This is a genomic window from Streptomyces sp. NPDC018000 (genome assembly GCF_044328025.1).
GTDB lineage: Bacteria > Actinomycetota > Actinomycetes > Streptomycetales > Streptomycetaceae > Streptomyces.
The window spans coordinates 196,404-215,393 of sequence record NZ_JBIRGM010000002.1 but is presented as its reverse complement, the minus strand read 5'-3'; the positions used below and the strand labels follow the sequence as shown (position 1 = coordinate 215,393).

Sequence of the window (18,990 nt, the reverse complement as noted above, 5' to 3'; positions counted from 1 at the left end):
GGCCAGAAAGGCCAAGCGGATTACCCAACTTGGGTAACATCACCCTCGGTTGACCAAGTGCAGCGATCCGTAGTCCTCATGCCGGAGCGTGCCCGATGCCCGAGCCATCTCGCTCGAAGGAACTCCCGGTCAGCCTGCTCACGGACCCAGTGATGATCGAGGCATGCCAGGCCAGAGACTTCGGCCGCATCTTTCAGCTGGTCAAGGCACGAGCAGGCATCTATCCGTCGATGATCGCGCGCCGCTGCGATCTGACCCCGAGCCGCGTGGGCGAAGTAATCTCCGGGCGGCGGCAGTTGCTGCACATGGACGTGATCGAACGGATCTCGGACGGACTACGCATCCCCGGACACATGCTCGGCCTTGCCCGACGCTCCTGGGAGACGCCACCCAGCCTGACGGTCACGCCCCGCGAACCGGCCGAGGTACCGGCCTCAGCCGTCGAGCCGCTTGTCGCCGGACTACCGGGGGCGGACGTCGACAGCATCCTCGCCCTGGCGGCCGAGCGGGACCTCAGCCCGTCGACGCTGGACGCGCTGCACTCGTCGATCGCGGACTACTGGCGCCGGGACGACGAGCACGGCGGCGAGACCTTACGGCCGGCGGTCGTCGGCCAGCTCCGCTACGTCGTCGATCTCCTCAAAGAGCAGAGGCCGGCTCCTCTGCGGGACGGCCTGCACAGCATCGCGGCCGAACTGTCCCGGCTCACCGGATGGACCTACTTCGACGCTCGCCAGTACAACCAGGCACGCGCCTACTTCACCGAATCCCTCGGCCTGGCCAAGGCCATCGACGACCGCCAGTTCATGGCCAACGTTCTCGCCTGCATGAGCCTCCAGGCCACCTACCAGGACAAGCCCGGCGACGCCCTCGCACTCGTTACGGCCGCCCAGGACCAGGCCCGAGCGGCCGCAGGGACGACACCGCGCGTGCTGGCCATGCTCGCGATGCGCGAAGCCTTCGCCCACGCCACCCTCGGCAACCACGGTGCGACCCACACCGCGATCTCGGAAGCCCACACCCACTTCGGACGGATCAGCACCGGTGATCCGGACCCGGCCTGGGTTGCCTACTTCGATGAGCCGAAGCTGATCGTGGACACCGGCATCGCGCACGGCCGTTTGGGCGAAGCAGCCCTCGCCGAGCCCCTCATCGCGGACGCCCTCCGCCGGGAACACGCATCGAACCACCGAGGCCGAGCCTTCCACGCCTTCTGGCTCGCCCGCACCCAGCTCCAGCGCGGCAAACTCGACGAGGCGTGCCACACCGCCATGGACGCCCTGGCCCCGGCGGCGGCCGTCAGCTCACAACGAGTCGCCGGCCACCTTCGGGAGTTCTACGAGCAGCTGGAGCCCTTCCGCCGGGAACCGGCCGCAGTGGCGTTCGAGTCCCGGCTCCGGGAAGTGCTGCCCCGTCAGGTCAGCGGATCGCCTCGTCCATGAGCACATAGAGCAGCCCGACCAGAGAGCCACTGCTGACGATCTCGCGCCGGTCGATCATGCCCCGCACGTCGGCCAGCGGGATCCACTCGATCCGGTCCGACTCGTTCTTCTCGGTCGGCGGACCCTCGTACGTTGCCCCGTCGGCCCGGAAGATGTGGTGCTGGGAGTCGGTGATGCCGTTGGCCGGCTCGGCGTAGATCAGCGGCTTGATCGGGCCGGGCCGCCAGCCGGTCTCCTCCAGTACCTCACGGGCTGCTGCGTCTGCAGGTGTCTCGCCCTCCTCGACCAGCCCCATGGGCAGCTCCCACGCCCACGCGTCCGTGATGAAGCGGTGCCGCCACATCATCAGCACCTCGCGGCGCTCGTTGACGACGGCGGCCACGGCCAGGTGCCGGAGCTTGACGACGTGGTGCTCCCAGCGGTTCCCGTCCGGCGTCTCGACGTCGGTGAGCCACAGGTTCACCCAGCTGTTCTCGTAGATCGGACGTTCCCCGTGGATCTTCCACTGCATCGCTGCGGCCCCTCTCGATCGACCTCCAGCATCGCAGAGGGGGAGGTGGCCAGGGCAGGGTTCGGCCAGGACTCGCGTCAGGCTGACGAATAGCGGGATGTCAGCCACCGCTGTGAGCGCCAGGCCGTTCCGGCAGAGCTGCGTGTGGCAGGGGCCGACCTACGGGCGTGTCGAAGTGGGACATCTCGGTCCCTGCCAGCGGGGCGTTCGATGCGCGACGGCGGAAGGGCTTTGAGGATCAGGGCTACTACTGGGATTTGAGCGCAGACAGGCAACCTGTGGAAGAACGCCCCTGGCCGGAGGCCGTCGAGGCACTGTCGGCTGACGAGGTCGTCCAGGAGGCCGGCAGCGCACTCGATCCTCGACACCTTCTTTCCCTCAGGCCACCGCCACACACACGCAGAAAAGGCACACGCCGTAGAGAGCGATGGCCAGGTGCAGCACCACCCAAAGGCGGTGCAGTCGGACTCGGTGCAGCCGAGGAAACCTGCGGTTGTGCTCCCCACGCGCTTGCTCGAGTCCTTCTTTGGACCCCAACACCCCTCGCGTCACCAGGTCTGCGGTCAATGCCCGCGCCTGAGAGAGGTGGTAGGAGGCACGTTCGTAGTACTTGGATACGGCAACAGCCCCGTACGCGCCCGTCAGCGCGACGAAGATGCAGAGGGGCACGACATTGATCGTGAACTTCTGCTGAACGATCAGAGCGCTCAGAGCCGCCGTAACGACGATGAGGAGGTTCGTCAGTATGGAGCGTTGGGTTTCGCACTGCCGCAGCTGCTCACGGTGCTCTTTCCAGTAAGCGCGTATTGCCTCGTCTGAAGCGTCGGACATGGGGCAACTCCTTCCCAGGGTCGGCACACTAGACACATGAGCCAACCGCTTCGTCGTGAAGGCGAACCCGGAGCAGTGGAGGCACCGCAGCGTGAAGATCTTCATCAGCAGCGCCCGCAAAGGTCTTGAGGAAGAGCGCGACGCCTTGAACGGGCTGATTCGCTCACTGGGTCACACGCCTGTGCGATTCGAGGACTTCTCCGCCCAGACCACCCCCAGCCGGGAGGCGTGCCTGAAGGCTCTGGAAACCGCCGATGTATGTCTCTTCCTCCTTGGCCCGTTCTACGGCCATGTCTTCTCCGAGACTGGGCAATCGGCCACGCATGACGAGTGGGTGGCTGCACAGGCAGCAGGCATGCCCAGGATCGTCTACCGCAAGCAAGGCGTTGTGTTCGAACCGGATCAACACGAGTTCGTACGCGTCGTGGAAGCCTGTGCCACTGGAGTGTTCCGCGACTCCTTCCATACTTCCGTGGAGTTGATGACTAAAGTCGTACAGAAGGTCAAGGAGCTGGAGTCAGCTGCGTCTCCTTTGGCCTTCGCCAAGCTTGTGCAGCAACCGACCATGCACTGGACCTCGGACGGTGCGGCTACCCAGCGTGTCAGCAACTACGATTCCGTGCTGGAACTGCACGTCGTGCCAATGGACTTCCCCGGCTACTCGGCCCGCGAGCTGGACCAGCTGAGTGCGTCGCTGATGGACCGAATCCGGGCTACTCGGATGATCGGGGGCGACGTCGCGCTGAACCCCATCACGGCTGATGAGTACGTAGCCGTCGGCATTCCCGCCAGTCGGCCACCGTCGTGGGGCACGCCTCAGCGGGGCAAGCTCGTGGAATGCCGTCTGTACAAGACCGGGCAGCTCTCCACGCTGGCTACGTTGCCCCGAGACGGCCTTGGCGCAATCTTGGATCCTGACGCTTTGCCTCAGCAGGTCGCCGACCTACTGAGGTTTTCCGGGGCGCTGAATATCGTCCAGACGGACCGCATCGTGGTGGCGGCCGGCGTGTCGACCGAGGCACTCATGAGTGTCGACACCTTTGACCCACGGCAGTCCCGACAGTCTGCGCACCCGATGGGCTTCGGGCGTGCGAGGCGCCCGCTGCGGACCGAACCTGATGAGTCCGTCACTCTTGCCGCCCTCGGGGCGGGCGCTGCGGAGGTTGCTCCCCACCTCGCTCAAGTGCTGATCTCGCAGGCCGGCAGGTAGCACCGAACCGACCCAGTGGACCAGGTGTGGACCGCCCGAGTCGGCGAAGGGCGCGAGGAGCGGGTAAGGACCAGGTCAGCCGCGGTGAAGGCGAGTCCTGCAGCGCTCTCTTGAAAACCGTCGTGGCAGCGATGTCACCGTGGGTTCAAATCCCACACCCACCGCCCAGCTGAATGGCCCCTGACCAGGCATGACGGTCGGGGGCCGTTGTGCTGTTCGCTGGCCGCCGGCCACCGCGTCTCCCCGTGGTTTCCCGCCCGATCGGGCACGGTCGGGCACGGGAGGGGCACGGCCTGAACATGGCTTGAGGAGATCCACGGGGCGGCGGACGCCTGCCAGTTACCGCGGTTACCGGTTGATCGGGGTCTCGTAGACGATCTCGCAGTGAGCGACGGGCACCACGATGTCGGCCGGCGCCACGGGCCACCTCTGGTCGCTGTAGTACGTCCGGCGGATGTGCGTGACGAAGGCGGCCTTCTGGATGCCCAGAAGCGATGCCTCCTCAGTCAGCATCTGCCCAGCGTCTCAGAGGGGGCGGCGCGTCTATGTCTGCTCGAATCACCGCCAACCGCGAGGGCGGCACGCTCATCCGCCGGCGCAAGGTTAACCCGGCCACGCCGACCACCAGGTCGTCCACGACCACATCGAGGGGTACGGCAAGCACTCGGCAGATCCGCCGCGGACGGCGGAGCCGGCCAGGGACTGCTGGTTCGACCGACGGGGCGGAGCGGGGTGTTGGCCGCCTCAAATCGATCTTCGCGAAGATTTCATCTTCGTGCACAACCTTTCACGTTCGCCCTAGGTCTGGCCTGTCGGGTCAGCAGACCCACAGACCAGACTTGGGGAACAAATGCGTATTCGTGCCACTGTTGCCGCTGTCTCCGGCGCCCTGACCCTGTCCGCCCTCGCCGTGCCGGTCTCTCAGGCGAGCAGCCCTTCGTTCGCGCTGACGCGGGCGGACGCCACCCCGGTGATCAGCAAGGTCGTTGTCAACAGTGGAAAGCCGATCGTGCTCGGTACCACTGCCACCAAGAAGGTGACGGTCTCCGTCACCGCGTCCCACTCCTCGGGCATCGAGGACGCTCTCTCTTACATCTGGAGGGGCCGCGACAGCAACCCGAACCTGTACGGCTTCGGGTTCCACCCGGACGGGGAAAGGGCGAAGTGCAAGGCGGCGAACGCCACAACTTCGACCTGCACCCTCACCATCACGGTCGATCCCGGATACCTGTGGAACACCAACGCCACGACCTGGCGGGTCTACGCCGGCGCATGGGGCAAGGACGGGAACTTCACCGAGAAGGACACGTTCTCCTCGGTCAGGTTCCAGCGGCTGTCGCGGCTGACGGTCAACGCCTCCCCGGAGCCGGTGAAGAAGGGCAGCACCATCACGGTCACGGGCAAGCTGGACCGGGCCAACTGGGACACCCGTAAGTACGCGGGCTACGCGTCCCAGTTGGTCAAACTCCAGTTCCGGAAGAAGAACAGCAGCGCATACACCACCGTCAAAACGGTGAAGGGCTCCAGCACCGGCACGCTGAAGACCACGGTCAAGGCGGTGGAGGACGGCTACTGGCGCTGGAGCTTCGCCGGTACGACCTCGACTCCCGCAGTCAACGCCGCCGGTGACTTCGTCGACGTGAAGTAGTCCCGCAGCGCGCGGCAGCGAGAGAACCGAAGGGCCTGGCAGGCCGGGACCTTCGTCGTTTCCGCGAGGGGGCGTTTCCGCCGAATAAGCGCCGGCGCGCTCGGGATCCTGGAGCACCAGTTTGGAAGACCAGGTACGTGCCAGGCGGTTGCGTCGGAGGTTCCGATGACCAGCGGGTTTCTTGGTCTTCCGCCGTGAGGCCCCGTGTTTCCCCTTGCTTCCCCTCTTGCCGGGCACTCAACGGGCACGGGGCTCTCGGTCCTAGACCTTGATCAGAATCACGGCGAGCAGGCTCGCCAGTGCCGTGATCACGGCAGCGATGGCCTGGATGAGGGAAGCTCGGGAATCTTCTCTGCTTGCGTTCGAGGCAAGCTCGGGGCTAACCTCCGTACCCGCTAACCTATTGCACGTGCAATAGGTTGTGGGGTGGTTCCGGTCCTTGGACATGGTTCCTCCTGTTTGACCGAAGGCGCTTGTCATCTCTTGGAGGGGAAGCAAGCGTCCTATCGGCATGTTCTTTTGTCGCGTGTAGCCGGTGACCGTGCACCGCGGTCCGACGTAACCGCCTTTGCCTGAAGGATGGTTGCCGTGTGAGGCGTACGCCTGCCTGGTTCGGTCGAACCGATTCGCTGCCACCTTCTTGCTGTCGGCGCGCGAACGCTCCAAGCCTGTTCGCCAACTCGGTGCGAACTGGGGCGGGTTGATTCTTGCCGACCGACCCCCTTGAGCGCAACTTCGTAGGTAGGTCTGGCTTTGAACCGAGGTTTTTAAAATCCTTAGGCGCGAATTGCTAGGGGAACCTTGGAAAGCAAGGGTGGCATCCTTCGTTTCTGCACCGGCCGCCCGGCCGCCCGGCCGGGCGTCTGTTGGTCACTGAACCGCAAACCTGCGCCGCTTCGGATCACTGGGCGCGGAGCCGGGGGCTCGATGCCGGAACGCTTCTTCCCTTGGGGGTGCGGGATGGTGCGGCTCGGAGAGGATGGAAGGGGTGTCGGAGGGCGTGAGCTGGGAGGCGTGGGGGCGCGAGAGGGTTTATCGGGTGATCCTCATACGTGCGGGGGAATTGGATCACATGGGTGATTCGCTGGGGATTCGGTGGGCAACTCTGGTCTCGCGACGTCGTGACCAACACCGGGGCGGTCGGCCAACTGCCTCGGGAAAAGCCGTACTTTCGGTTCCTGGAGGAATTGACATGGCAAGCATCCGTACCGCTCGTGCCCTCGCCGCCGTTGCGGCGCTGCCCCTCGCCGCCGTGCTCTTCAATGGCGTGGCCCAGGCCGACAACGGCTCGTTCGCGAGCGACGGATCGAACGCGGCCGTTGCGACGGTCGCCGGCAGCGGCGTCGGCGGCATCAACTCCGGTAATTCGTCCACGTCGCAGCAGCAGGCCGTCGGCTCCGGAGCGTCGAATCGGAGCAACTTGGCGCAGGTGAACGGATCGTCGTTCACGGCGATCGACCAGCACTGCGAGACCGTCGTGGTGAACTTCTCCAGTCTCTGGTGATCCAGGGTCGGCCATGGGCCCGGTCGGGGGGGTCGGGCCAGGGCTGGTTGAACAGCGGGCTGCGCAAGGGTACTTCGGTGACCTTGCGCAGCCCGCTTCTCTTGTCCGGCGGCCGCTCGGGAGCGTCGTCGACCTTGACAGCGAGTGCAGATCTGACGGACAGTCAGAAACCCTGATCCGTACGCCCGTGTCCGGGAGGCCGCCGCCGTGCACCTCGCCCAGACGGAGCGTCAGCGACAGCTGCGCGCCGAACTCCGTACGTATTTCCGCAAGGTCATGCCAGGGAGGGATGCGACGACGAGGCCCGGGAGCGAGGACCCGGCCGAGCAACGCCGACTGCTGCGCCGGATCGGCGCGGACGGCATGCTCGGACTCGGCTGGCCCGTCGAGTACGGCGGCCAGGGCCGCGGCTCCGACGAGCAGTTCGTCTTCTTCGACGAGGCCTACCGGGCAGGGGCGCCCGTTTCGATGGTCACCCTCAACACCGTCGGGCCGACGCTGATGAAATACGGGACCGAGGAGCAGAAGGCGTACTTCCTGCCCAGGATCCTCAGCGGCGACCTCGTCTTCGCCATCGGCTACAGCGAGCCGGAGGCCGGTACGGACCTCGCCGCGCTGCGCACCAGGGCTGTGCGGGACGGCGACTCCTGGGTGATCGACGGGCAGAAGATCTTCACCAGCAATGCGCAGAACGCCGACTGGATCTGGCTCGCCTGCCGCACGGACCCGGACGCGCCCAAGCACCAGGGCATCTCGATCATTCTGGTCCCGACGGACGCTCCTGGGTTCGCCTGGACTCCGATCGAGACCGTGGGCGGGCTGATCACGACGTCCACCTACTACGACGGGATACGGGTGCCCGCCACCCATCTGGTCGGGGAGGAGAACGGCGGCTGGGGGCTGATCACCAACCAGCTGAACCATGAACGCGTGGCTCTCGCCGCCATTGGAATGCAGGCCGAGGACTTCTACGAGGCGGCACTCGCCTTCGCTCGCGTTCCCGACCCGGTGACGGGCCGGCGTCCGGTGGACGAGCCATGGGTGCGGACCCGGCTGGCCGAGGCGTACGCCCGGCTGGCGGCGACGCGCCTGCTCAACTGGCGGCTGGTGGGGGATGTCGGCGCGGGTTCGCTGGCCCCGGGCGAGGCGAGCGGCGTGAAGTTCGTCGGAACCGAGAGCGCTGTCGAGGTGTATCGGATCTGCCAGGAAATCACGGGCGAGGCCGGGATGATCCGGGGCGGTTCTCCCGGCTCCTTCAGGGACGGGGAGCTGGAGCGGATGAACAGGGCGGCGCAGATCAACACCTTTGGGGGCGGAGTGAGCGAGGTGCAGCGGGAGATCGTCGCGACCATGCGGCTCGGCATGAAGAGGGGCAAGCGGTGACGGGCACGCGGGAAGAGCCGGAGGGGCGCGAGGAGCGGGACGAGTTGTACGGGCGGCTCAAGGAGTTCGAGGGGCGCGCCGCCGCGACCGCGGGCGTCGGCAAGGACCTCGTCAACGAGCCCATGATCAGGCACTGGTGCGAGGCGATGGGGGACACCAACCCCGCCTGCACGGGGCCGGAGGCGATCGCCCCGCCGACGATGCTGCAGGCGTGGACGATGGGCGGCCTGTCGGGTCACACCGACCGCTCCCGGGCGTACGAGGAGCTGTTCGGACTGCTCGACGGCGCGGGGTACACCTCGGTGGTCGCGACCGACTGCGAGCAGGAATATCTGCGGCCGCTGCGTCCCGGCGACCGGATCACGTTCGACGCGCTGATCGAGTCGGTCTCGGAGCGGAAGACGACCAAGCTGGGGACGGGCTACTTCGTGACGACGCGCATGGACGTCCGCGCGGAAGGGGAGCCCGCCGGGACGCACCGCTTCCGGATCCTCAAGTACACACCGGCACCGGTGAAGACACCGGCATCCGTGAAGACACCGGCATCGGTGAAGCGTGCGTCGTCCCGCGGCGGCCGGAGCCTGCGCCCGAGGCCGGTGATCAACCGGGACAATGCCGGCTTCTGGCAGGGCGTCGCCGAGCACAGGCTGCTGATCCAGAGGTGCGGCGAGTGCGCGACACTGCGTTTCCCCTGGCTGCCCGGCTGTAACGGGTGCGGCTGCCAGGAATGGGACACGGTCGAGGCGGGTGGCGAGGGCACCGTCTTCAGTCACGTCGTGATGCACCACCCGCCCTTCCCCGCCTTCAGCACCTCCGAGGAGGGCGGGCCGTACGCGGTGGCACTGATAGAGCTGGCGGAGGGGGTGCGGATGGTCGGCAATGTGGTCGGCGTGCCGTACGACAAGGTGCGGACGGGAATGCCGGTACGACTGGAATTCCTCCGTACCGACCCGGATTTGGAGATTCCGGTCTTCCGTGGAGGTGAGGGCTGACATGGACTTCGCACCCACCGAGGAGCAGACCGCGGCGCAGGGGCTGGCGGCGCAGATCTTCGGGGATCTGTCGACGCACGAGCGCCTGGCCGGGGCCGGCACGGGGACGGACGCCGAGCTGTGGAAGGAGCTCTGCGCGGCCGGACTGACCGCAGCCGTCGAGGAGCTCGGGCTGCTGGGCCTGGTGCTCCTGCTGGAGGAGCAGGGCCGGGCGACGGCGCAGGTGCCGTTCGCGGCGAGCTGTGTGTACGGGCTGCTCGCCGTCGCCGGGCACGGCACGGACGAACAGCGGGAGCGACTGCTGCCTCCGCTGCGGGACGGCACGGCTGTCGCCACCGGGGCGTTCCCGGCTCGCGGTGGGATACGGGCGGACGGCGAGGGACGGCTCAGCGGCAGCGTGCCGTACGTGCCGTGGTTGCGGGACGCGGACCTCGTCCTCGTCGCGGAATCGGACCGGGGGCTGTGGATCGTGCGGACCGCTGACCAGGGTGTGGTGACGGAGCAGGTGGAGACCACGGCGCCGTGGTCGGCGGCGCGGCTCGTCCTGGACCGGGCGCCCGGGGAGCGGCTCGGGGGCGCCGGGGCGTACGAGGCGGTGCTGGCCGCGAGCCGGACTGCGTTCGCCGGGTTGCAGGCCGGGGTATGCGCCGGGTCGCTGGCCCGGGCCGTCGCCCACACGAACACCCGGGAGCAGTTCGGGCGCCCGCTCTCCACCAAGCAGGCGGTGCTGCTGCGCGCCGCCGACGCCCATATGGACACCGAGGCGATACGGGTCACCGCGTACGAGGCTGCCTGGCGGCACGACACAGGACTGCCGTACGGACCGCAGGCGCTGACCGCCGCCTGGTGGGCGTCGGAGGCAGGAAAGCGGGTGGTGCACGCCGGACAGCATCTGCACGGCGGAACAGGCGCGGACCTCGACCATCCCGTACACCGCCATTTCCTGTGGGGCCGTCAGCTCGACGCCTATCTGGGATGCGGCAGCGAAGTACTGCAGGAGCTCGGCCAGTCGCTGGTGAAGGAGGGACCGGAGTGAAGGTCGGCGAGGAACTGGCGCCATTGGAGATCGCGGTGACCCGCACCCTGATCGTGGCAGGCGCCATCGCCTCCCGCGACTACCAGGACGTGCACCATGACGCGGAACTCGCCCGGGAGAAGGGCTCCCCGGACATCTTCATGAACATCCTGACGACCAACGGCCTGGTCGGCAGGTACGTCACCGACCGCTTCGGCCCGTCGGCAGTGCTCCGCAAGGTCGCCATCAGACTGGGCGTGCCCAACTATCCGGGGGACACCATGGTCCTGAGCGGCACGGTCACCGCCATCGGGGACGACGGGACGGCCGAGGTGTCGGTCGTCGGAACCAACGGTCTCGGCAGGCATGTCACCGGCACGGTGACCATCGGCGTTTCGGAGAGGGCGGCATGAGCGTGCGCAGGGCCGACTCGCTCGGCGGCAAGGCGGCGGTCGTGGGGATCGGTGCGACCGAGTTCTCCAAGGATTCCGGACGCAGCGAACTCAAACTGGCCGTCGAGGCGGTGCGGGCCGCCCTGGACGACGCCGGGCTGACCCCCGCCGATGTCGACGGCCTGGTCACCTTCACCATGGACACCAGCCCCGAGATCACCGTCGCTCACGCGGCCGGGATCGGTGAGCTGTCGTTCTTCTCCCGCATCCACTACGGAGGCGGCGCGGCCTGCGCCACCGTGCAGCAGGCGGCTCTGGCCGTGGCGAGCGGGGTGGCCGACGTCGTCGTCTGCTACCGCGCGTTCAACGAGCGCTCCGAGCGCAGGTTCGGCTCCGGGGTGCAGCAGCGGGAGCCCACCGCGGAGGGCACCGCACTCGGCTGGAACCTTCCCTTCGGACTGCTCACGCCGGCCTCCTGGGTCGCCATGGCCTCCCAGCGCTACCTGCACACCTACGGGCTGACGCCGGACGTGTTCGGCCATGTCGCGGTCACCGACCGGCGCCATGCCGCCCGGAACCCCGCGGCGTACTTCTACGGGAAGCCGATCACCCTGGCCGACCATGCCGCATCGCGGTGGATCGTCGAACCTCTGCGGCTGCTCGACTGCTGTCAGGAGACCGACGGTGGCCAGGCGATCGTCGTCACCAGTGCGGAGCGGGCCCGGGATCTGCCGCAGCCGCCCGCTGTGATCGTCGCCGCCGCTCAGGGGGCCGGGCGGGCGCAGGAGCAGATGACCAGCTTCTACCGCGACGATCTGACCGGCCTGCCGGAGATGGGGGTGGTCGCCCGGCAGCTCTGGCGGAATTCCGGTCTCTCACCCTCCGACATCGATGTGGGCATTCTCTACGACCACTTCACACCGTTCGTCCTGATGCAGCTGGAGGAGTTCGGCTTCTGCGCCCCTGGCGAGGCCGCCGACTTCGTCGCGGCCGACGCGCTGCCCCTGAACACGCATGGCGGCCAGCTGGGCGAGGCATATCTGCACGGGATGAACGGCATCGCGGAGGCGGTCCGGCAGATCCGGGGCTCGTCGGTGAACCAGCTGCCCGGGGCGGCCAGGGTCCTGGTCACGGCAGGCACCGGCGTGCCCACCTCGGGAATGATCCTGGGGGCGGACGACTGAGAGCCTGTCGGGTGACCTTCGATCGGAGAGCGAACGCGGCCTGGTGCGTGCGATTCCAAGGCGACGGGAATGGCCTTGTAGCGGAGCTACTAGGGCATTTCGGCAACGCCGGAAGCGTGCGTGCCAGGCCGTGGCCGCCCGATCAGAGGTCGCCCGGCAGGCTCTGTGAGCCCGCCGGGTGCGGTCTCCGTCCCGGCAGGGCATCGGGGGGCGACCCTGAGCCCCGATGACGACGGCTCCACCTACAGGAGGTGGGACAGGCCGCACCCGTACACCCTGAGGCGGACGCGGTTTCGGGACCTGGGGCCGATCCCCGGGACGGCGCCCGCTCCTAGCGTGGAGCCATGACCACGCCAGTCTGCACGGGCACCTCCGGGGGAGTTGCCACCATCGGACACGTCCCGCACGGCGCGTACGCCGCGCGCACTCCGTATGCCTCGCGGGCTCCGCACGCTCCGTATCCGTCGTTCTCCTCGTTCGTACGGGCGCGGGGGCCCGTACTGCTGCGTGCCGCGCGCTCGCTCACCGCGAACCCGAGCGATGCCGAGGATCTGCTGCAGACCGCGCTCACCAAGACGTATGTGGCCTGGGAGCGGATCGAGGACCACCGGGCGCTCGACGGCTATGTCCGCCGGGCACTGCTGAACACCCGGACCTCGCAGTGGCGCAAGCGCAAGGTCGACGAGTTCGCCTGCGACGAACTGCCCGAACAGGAGGCCCCCGGGGCTCCCGACCCGGCCGAGACCCAGACGTTGCACGACGCCATGTGGCGTGCCGTGCTGAAACTTCCGGACCGGCAACGGGCGATGGTGGTCCTGCGGTACTACGAGGATCTGAGCGAGGCCCAGACGGCCGAGGTGCTCGGGGTGTCCATCGGCACCGTGAAGAGCGCGGTGTCGCGGGCGCTCGGCAAGCTCAGGGAGGACCCGGAGCTGGCTCCGGTGCGGTGAACCCCGGGTGGCGGCAGCGCGCTGGGCAGGCCTTTTCGCCGAATGAGACGGATTCGTACTCGCGGAACCAGTGACATACCGCAAGGTGTCTGAGCAGAATCAGCGGAACTCTACTGCCGCGTAGCGCCCACCAGGAGGACGCCGTGCTGAGCACGATGCAGGACGTACCGCTGACTGTCACCCGCATCCTCGAACACGGGATGACCATTCACGGGAAGTCCCAGGTCACGACCTGGACCGGCGAGCCCCAGCCACAGCGGCGCAGCTTTGCCGAGATCGGGAGGCGGGCCGCGCAGCTCGCCAACGCGCTGCGCGACGAGCTCGGCGTCGACGGCGACCAGCGAATAAGCACCCTCATGTGGAACAACGCCGAGCACGTCGAGGCGTATCTCGCGATCCCGTCGATGGGCGCGGTCCTCCACACGCTCAACCTCCGCCTCCCCGCCGAGCAGCTGATCTGGATCATCGAGCACGCCGACGACAAGGTCGTCATCGTCAACGGCTCCCTGCTGCCGTTGCTCGCGCCGCTCCTCCCCCATCTGACGTCGGTCGAGCATGTGATCGTCACGGGACCCGGCGACCGTTCCGCCCTCGACGGCGCGGCGCCCCGGGTGCACGAGTACGAGGAGCTGATCGCCGGCCGTCCGACCAGCTACGACTGGCCCGAGCTCGACGAACGCCAGGCCGCCGCCATGTGCTACACCTCCGGCACCACGGGTGACCCCAAGGGCGTCGCCTACTCCCACCGCTCCCTCTACCTGCACTCCATGCAGGTCAACATGGCCGAGTCGATGGGCCTGACCGACAAGGACACCACGCTGGTGGTCGTCCCCCAGTTCCATGTGAACGCATGGGGTCTGCCGCACGCCGCGTTCATGTCCGGCGTCAGCATGCTCATGCCGGACCGGTTCCTGCAGCCCGCCCCGCTCGCCGACATGATCGAGCGCGAGAAGCCGACCCATGCCGCCGCCGTCCCCACCATCTGGCAGGGGCTGCTCGCCGAGGTCACCGCCAACCCGCGCGATCTCACCTCGATGGCCCGCGTCACCATCGGCGGCGCCGCCTGTCCCCCCTCCCTCATGAAGGCGTACGACAAGCTCGGCGTCCGCCTCTGCCACGCCTGGGGCATGACAGAGACCTCGCCGCTCGGCACCATGGCCCACCCGCCTGCCGGGCTGACCCAGGAGCAGGAGTGGCCCTACCGCGTCACCCAGGGCCGCTTCCCGGCCGGCGTCGAGGCACGCCTGGTCGGCCCCCGTGGCGAGCATCTGCCGTGGGACAACGAATCGGCCGGTGAGCTGGAGGTGCGCGGCCCCTGGATCGCCGCTGCCTATTACGGGGGCGCGGACGGCGAGGCCCTGCGCCCCGAGGACAAATTCAGCGAGGACGGCTGGCTGAAGACCGGTGACGTCGGCGTGATCAGCGAGGACGGTTTCCTCACCCTCACCGACCGCGCCAAGGACGTCATCAAGTCCGGCGGCGAATGGATCTCCAGCGTCGACCTGGAGAACGCGCTCATGGCGCACCCGGATGTGGCCGAGGCGGCGGTCGTCGCCGTCCCGGACGACAAGTGGGGCGAGCGCCCGCTCGCGACCGTCGTCCTCAAGGACGGTGCCACCACCGAGTACGAAGTGCTGAAGAACTTCCTCGCCGAGTCCGGCATCGCCAAGTGGCAGCTGCCGGAGCGCTGGACGATCATTCCCGCGGTGCCGAAGACGAGCGTCGGCAAGTTCGACAAGAAGAAAATTCGTGAAGAACATAGGCTGGGTCGGCTTGACGTGACCCGGCTCTGACCCGAACCGGTCGGGGAGTACGGCGAGGGCGGTACGGGATCTCCCGCACCGCCCTCGCCGTCATCTGTGGCTCTCCGCGGGTCAGTTCGTGCCGATCTTCGCGAGCAGGTCGACGATGCGCGACTGCACCTCGTCGCTGGTGGAGCGCTCGGCCAGGAAGAGAACGGTCTCGCCCGAACTGAGCTTCGGCAGTTCCGACCCGGTCATGTCGGCGGAGGTGTAGACGACCAGCGGGGTCCGGTTCAACTGGCCGTTGGCGCGCAGCCAGTCGACGATCCCGGCCCGGCGGAGGCGTACCTGCAGCAGGTCCATCACCACCAGATTGGGCCGCATCCGGGTGGCGAGCGCCACCGCCTCGTTGTCGGTGGATGCCCGTGCGACCTGCATGCCGCGGCGTTCCAACGTCTCCGTCAGCGCCAGCGCGATCTCCTCGCGCTCCTCGATCAGCAGCACCCGCGGCGGATGCTGCTCGCTGTCGCGCGGGGCGAGCGCCTTGAGGAGCACGGCGGGGTCGGCACCGTACGCGGCCTCACGCGTAGCCTGACCCAGACCAGCCGTCACCAGCACCGGGACCTCGGCAGCCACCGCCGCCTGACGCAGCGACTGCAGCGCCTTGCGGGTGATGGGACCGGTGAGCGGGTCGACGAAGAGCGCGGCGGGGAAAGCCGCGATCTGGGCGTCGACCTCCTCGCGCGAGTGCACGATCACCGGCCGGTAGCCGCGGTCGCTCAGCGCCTGCTGGGTGGAGACATCGGGCGCGGGCCAGACGAGCAGCCGACGCGGGTTGTCCAGCGGCTCCGGGGGCAACTCGTCGTCGACCGGCTGCGGCGAGGGACGGTTGGCGACCTCCACCGCGCCACCCGGACCGTCCAGCGGCTCCGGCCCCTCGGCGCCCTCGTCGGGTGCCCCTATCGCGTACGCGCGTCCTTCGGCCTCCGGAGCGGAGAGCAACTGTCCCGAACCCGGGCCCTGGCCTTGCGCGGCGCCGGACTGGGACGGCGCGGACTGCGGGGTGCGCTCGTCCTCCGGCGGGGCGGCGAGCTTACGGCGCCGTCCGGCACCGCCGAGCGTCTGGTTCTGCTGGTGCCCGATGTGCTGGGCGAACGGCACACCCTGCCCGAGCGTCCGCACGCTGAACGCACGTCCCTGGGTCGAGTCCGGCGAGCCGCCGGGCATCGGAGCCTCCGCGGGCAGCGGCTGCTTGTGCGCGTCCGCCACGGGCGCGATGTTCTGCGGACGGCGCTCCGCGCTGCCGGTGGCGTCGGCGGTGCCTGCGGCGGCTGTGGTGCCGGTGGTGTGCGTGGTGTGGTCGGCCGCGGGCCATTCCGGATCGCCGGCGGACCGGCTGCCGGGCTGATCGACGGTCTGCTTGCCGGGGTGGTTGCCGACCCGCTCGTCGGCATGATCGCCCGGCATGGCCGGCGCGGCCGGACCCTGCCCCGAGGCGCCGTTCTCCGCCCAGCCGCCGGACTGCACGGGCTGCTGCTCCGCAGGCTGCCCGACGGCCCGTCCGGCCTGCTGGGGAGCGTCGGCGTGACGTGCCCGGCGCCGCCCGGTCGGTACGGGCTGCGCCTGGGGCGGCGTGCGGTCGTCGTCGGACGCGATGCGTACGGCGTCGTGGCGTCCGGGCAGCGAGGCGTCCGCGCCGGCGGCCGTGGACGGGGCCCGGTCGGCATCCGCGGGCGGGAGCGCGAACGCGCTACGAGGCCCGGCCGGCTCGGCCCGAGCGGAACGCTCCTGCGTGGCCGCCAACGCCCGCCGCGCCCGCCGCCCGGTCGGCTGAGGCGCCGACGCCGGACCGTCACCGACCTGCGGGAGACCCTCCGAAGCGGAAGCGGAAGCCGGCAGGGCCAGCTGGTTCTCGCCGCCATGGCGCGCCCGGTGTCCACCCGCAGGCACCGGAACCGGCGCCTCGGCCGGAACGCCCTGCGGCGGAACGGTCTGCCCACGCTGCGGACGGGCACCGCCGCTCTGCGCGCCCTCGGCCGCCGTCACCACCGCCGCCTCGGACGGCTCCGAGGCCGCAGGCAGTGCCAATGCCTGCCCCGGCCCCTGCTGCTCGACAGCAGGCTGCCCAGGCCTCTGCCCCTGATCCTGCTCGGGCAACTGGGACAGCTGAGCCGGAAATGAATGCCGAGCACCGGTCTCGGCCGGACTCGGCCGACCACGCCTGCGCCCCGACCCCTCGCTCTGCTGGGCCGGAATGATCTCGTGCGGGCTGTGCGCCGTGCCCTGCCCACCCTGCGTCTCCTGCGAGCCCGGCACCGCGGGCTCACGACGCGCCCGTCGCCGGCCCGTCGGCTCGGCTGCCGCGGTGTCTCCGTTCCCGGACCCGGCCCCTGCCCCGGAATCATCCACGGGGCTCTCCAGGAACGCATCCGTGGACGCCCGCCGTGCCCGCCGCCGTCCCCCGCCCGGCGCGCTCTGACCGGCCGGCGTCGGCTCCGGCTCGGGTTCGGGCTCGGACATCGGCGGCATCACCGTTCCCGAGCCCGCGCCCAGCGGCACTTCGAGCACGTACGCGCTGCCGCTCATTCCCGGCACCTCGTGCGTCTGGAGCACGCCGCCGTGCGCCCGTACGATCCCGCGCACGATCGGCTCGTGCACCGCGTCTCCCCCGGCGTACGGCCCGCGCACCTCGATCCGTACGACCTCACCGCGCTGCGCCGCCGCGACGACGACCGTCGAGTCGACATAGCCACTGCCCGGCACCACGCGGGCCTTGCCGGTCGAGTCGACCCCGGCGACATCCGCGACCAGATGAGCGAGCGCGGTCACCAGCCGGGCCGCGTCCACCTCGGCCTCGATCGGCGGCGCGTGCACCGCGAACTGGGCGCGCCCGGGACCGATCAGCTCGACGGCCGCGTCGATACCGGCCGTCACGACCGAGTCGAGCAGCACGTTCGCCTTGACCAGCTCCTCCGAGCCGGCGTCCAGGCGCTGGTAGCCGAGCACATTGTCGACGAGTGTCGTCATCCGGGCGTAGCCCGCGGCCAGGTGGTGAAGGATCTGGTTGGCCTCCGGCCACAGCTGGCCGGCCGGGTCGGCGGCGAGCGTGGAGAGTTCGCCGCGCAGCTCCTCCAGCGGCCCGCGCAGCGACTCGCCGAGTACGGCGGTGAGCTGGCTGTGCCGGGCGGTCAGCGCCGCCAGCTCTTCGGCCTGCGCTTCCAGTTCGGCCGTGTACCGCTCGGCCCGGTCGGCCAGCTCCGTGCTGTGCTGTTCCGTCAGTCCGGTGACCTGCGCGGTGTGGTCCGCGGTCAGTTCGGCGACCTCGGCCTTGTGCTGCTTGCTGAGCTCCTCGTACGGCCTGCGGTCGGTGAACGTCATGACCGCACCGACCAGCTGGTCCCCGTCCCGGACCGGCGCGGTGGTCAGGTCGACCGGCACCTGCGCACCGCTCTTGGACCACAGGACCTGCCCGCGCACCCGGTGCTTGCGGCCGGACCTGAGGGTGTCGGCGAGAGGCGACTCCTCGTACGGGAACGGCTCGCCCTCCGCCCGGGAGTGCAGGATCAGCGGATGCAGCTCCTGGCCGCCCAGATCGCTGGCGCGGAAGCCGAGGATCTGCGCGGCGGCGGGGTTGACCAGGACGACCCGGCCGTCCGTGTCCGTGCCGACGACGCCCTCGGCCGCGGCCCGCAGGATCATCTCGGTCTGCCGCTGCGAACGGGCCAGTTCGGCCTCGGTGTCGACGGTGCCCGACAGATCCCGTACGACGAGCATCAGAAGCTCGTCACCCGTGTAGCTGCCGCTGTAACTGCTCTGGAAGTCGTTGTACGCGGCCTGCCCGTCCTCCAGGCTGGCGCTGGTGACCTCGACCGGGTACTCGTTGCCGTCGGTCCGTCGTGCGGTCATCCGTGTCGGCTTCGTACGGCCGCGGCCGTCGGCGGAATCGGGCCGACGCATCGACCCCGGAATCAGCTTGGAGTCGAACTCCGGCAGCAGGTCGAGGAGCCCGCGCCCGACGAGTGCGGTGCCCGGCGTCTCGAACATTTCCAGCGCAATGGTGTTGGCGTTGACGACCGTGCCGTTGCAATTGACGAGCAGCAGCCCGTCGGGGAGAGCATCGAGTATGGCTGCGAGGCGAGCAGTGCCTCGGGATGGCCTGCTGCTCACGACGACGCTTCCTCCCTGA

The 18,990-nt window shown here is 69.0% G+C and carries 14 protein-coding genes and 1 pseudogene; 11 read left to right on the top strand and 4 right to left on the bottom strand.

What is annotated here, in order from left to right; genetic code table 11:
• The first annotated feature begins 95 nt into the window (after positions 1 to 95).
• Positions 96 to 1,442, top strand: coding sequence for a hypothetical protein (locus ACH4EW_RS05520; RefSeq protein WP_398251769.1), 1,347 nt, complete (start codon positions 96 to 98; stop codon positions 1,440 to 1,442).
• On the opposite strand, the gene ACH4EW_RS05515 is transcribed toward ACH4EW_RS05520, so the two are convergent.
• Positions 1,420 to 1,953 (bottom strand): NUDIX hydrolase, encoded by a 534-nt coding sequence (locus ACH4EW_RS05515; protein WP_398251766.1) that lies wholly within the window; start codon positions 1,951 to 1,953, stop codon positions 1,420 to 1,422. The genes ACH4EW_RS05520 and ACH4EW_RS05515 overlap by 23 nt on opposite strands.
• A gap of 378 nt (positions 1,954 to 2,331) precedes the next feature.
• Positions 2,332 to 2,784 (bottom strand): hypothetical protein, encoded by a 453-nt coding sequence (locus ACH4EW_RS05510; RefSeq protein WP_398251763.1) that lies wholly within the window; start codon positions 2,782 to 2,784, stop codon positions 2,332 to 2,334.
• Positions 2,785 to 2,875: 91 nt separating this feature from the next.
• Here ACH4EW_RS05510 and ACH4EW_RS05505 point away from each other — a divergent pair, with 91 nt between their 5' ends.
• Positions 2,876 to 3,994: a DUF4062 domain-containing protein gene (locus ACH4EW_RS05505; protein ID WP_398251760.1), complete on the top strand. Its 1,119-nt coding sequence runs from the start codon at positions 2,876 to 2,878 to the stop codon at positions 3,992 to 3,994.
• 348 nt (positions 3,995 to 4,342) lie between these two features.
• On the opposite strand, the pseudogene ACH4EW_RS05500 reads toward ACH4EW_RS05505, so the two are convergent.
• Positions 4,343 to 4,510, bottom strand: a pseudogene (locus tag ACH4EW_RS05500) (GntR family transcriptional regulator); the annotation flags it as partial.
• A 334-nt stretch (positions 4,511 to 4,844) separates the two neighbouring features.
• Between ACH4EW_RS05500 and ACH4EW_RS05495 the strand changes: the two are divergent.
• The 9 genes from ACH4EW_RS05495 (at position 4,845) to ACH4EW_RS05455 (ending at position 14,855) form a co-directional block, all read left to right on the top strand.
• On the top strand, positions 4,845 to 5,642 hold the full coding sequence (locus ACH4EW_RS05495; RefSeq protein WP_398251757.1) for a DUF5707 domain-containing protein: 798 nt from the start codon (positions 4,845 to 4,847) through the stop codon (positions 5,640 to 5,642).
• Positions 5,643 to 6,834: 1,192 nt separating this feature from the next.
• Positions 6,835 to 7,146, top strand: coding sequence for a hypothetical protein (locus ACH4EW_RS05490; protein ID WP_398251754.1), 312 nt, complete (start codon positions 6,835 to 6,837; stop codon positions 7,144 to 7,146).
• A 207-nt stretch (positions 7,147 to 7,353) separates the two neighbouring features.
• Positions 7,354 to 8,529: an acyl-CoA dehydrogenase family protein gene (locus ACH4EW_RS05485; protein ID WP_398251751.1), complete on the top strand. Its 1,176-nt coding sequence runs from the start codon at positions 7,354 to 7,356 to the stop codon at positions 8,527 to 8,529.
• Positions 8,526 to 9,521, top strand: coding sequence for a bifunctional MaoC family dehydratase N-terminal/OB-fold nucleic acid binding domain-containing protein (locus ACH4EW_RS05480; RefSeq protein ID WP_398251749.1), 996 nt, complete (start codon positions 8,526 to 8,528; stop codon positions 9,519 to 9,521). The genes ACH4EW_RS05485 and ACH4EW_RS05480 overlap by 4 nt, the downstream gene beginning before the upstream one ends.
• 1 nt (position 9,522) lies before the next feature.
• The gene (locus tag ACH4EW_RS05475) at positions 9,523 to 10,557 is read left to right on the top strand and encodes an acyl-CoA dehydrogenase family protein (RefSeq protein WP_398251746.1); all 1,035 of its coding nucleotides are present in this window, start codon (positions 9,523 to 9,525) and stop codon (positions 10,555 to 10,557) included.
• On the top strand, positions 10,554 to 10,949 hold the full coding sequence (locus ACH4EW_RS05470; protein ID WP_398251744.1) for a MaoC family dehydratase: 396 nt from the start codon (positions 10,554 to 10,556) through the stop codon (positions 10,947 to 10,949). The genes ACH4EW_RS05475 and ACH4EW_RS05470 overlap by 4 nt, the downstream gene beginning before the upstream one ends.
• Positions 10,946 to 12,112: a lipid-transfer protein gene (locus tag ACH4EW_RS05465; RefSeq protein WP_398251741.1), complete on the top strand. Its 1,167-nt coding sequence runs from the start codon at positions 10,946 to 10,948 to the stop codon at positions 12,110 to 12,112. Before ACH4EW_RS05470 ends, ACH4EW_RS05465 begins: the two co-directional genes overlap by 4 nt.
• 344 nt (positions 12,113 to 12,456) lie before the next feature.
• Positions 12,457 to 13,062 (top strand): SigE family RNA polymerase sigma factor, encoded by a 606-nt coding sequence (locus ACH4EW_RS05460; RefSeq protein WP_398251738.1) that lies wholly within the window; start codon positions 12,457 to 12,459, stop codon positions 13,060 to 13,062.
• 143 nt (positions 13,063 to 13,205) lie between these two features.
• The gene (locus tag ACH4EW_RS05455; protein WP_398251735.1) at positions 13,206 to 14,855 is read left to right on the top strand and encodes a long-chain fatty acid--CoA ligase; all 1,650 of its coding nucleotides are present in this window, start codon (positions 13,206 to 13,208) and stop codon (positions 14,853 to 14,855) included.
• Between the two features lie 81 nt (positions 14,856 to 14,936).
• On the opposite strand, the gene ACH4EW_RS05450 is transcribed toward ACH4EW_RS05455, so the two are convergent.
• Positions 14,937 to 18,971, bottom strand: coding sequence for a PAS domain-containing protein (locus ACH4EW_RS05450; RefSeq protein WP_398251732.1), 4,035 nt, complete (start codon positions 18,969 to 18,971; stop codon positions 14,937 to 14,939).
• Positions 18,972 to 18,990 lie beyond the last annotated feature (19 nt).

Coding starts and splice junctions, on each gene's coding strand:
- ACH4EW_RS05515 (WP_398251766.1), bottom strand. CDS start 1,953: ATGCAGTGGAAGATCCACGGGGAACGTCCGATCTACGAGAACAGCTGG.
- ACH4EW_RS05495 (WP_398251757.1), top strand. CDS start 4,845: ATGCGTATTCGTGCCACTGTTGCCGCTGTCTCCGGCGCCCTGACCCTG.
- ACH4EW_RS05520 (WP_398251769.1), top strand. CDS start 96: ATGCCCGAGCCATCTCGCTCGAAGGAACTCCCGGTCAGCCTGCTCACG.
- ACH4EW_RS05465 (WP_398251741.1), top strand. CDS start 10,946: ATGAGCGTGCGCAGGGCCGACTCGCTCGGCGGCAAGGCGGCGGTCGTG.
- ACH4EW_RS05460 (WP_398251738.1), top strand. CDS start 12,457: ATGACCACGCCAGTCTGCACGGGCACCTCCGGGGGAGTTGCCACCATC.
- ACH4EW_RS05490 (WP_398251754.1), top strand. CDS start 6,835: ATGGCAAGCATCCGTACCGCTCGTGCCCTCGCCGCCGTTGCGGCGCTG.
- ACH4EW_RS05510 (WP_398251763.1), bottom strand. CDS start 2,784: ATGTCCGACGCTTCAGACGAGGCAATACGCGCTTACTGGAAAGAGCAC.
- ACH4EW_RS05475 (WP_398251746.1), top strand. CDS start 9,523: ATGGACTTCGCACCCACCGAGGAGCAGACCGCGGCGCAGGGGCTGGCG.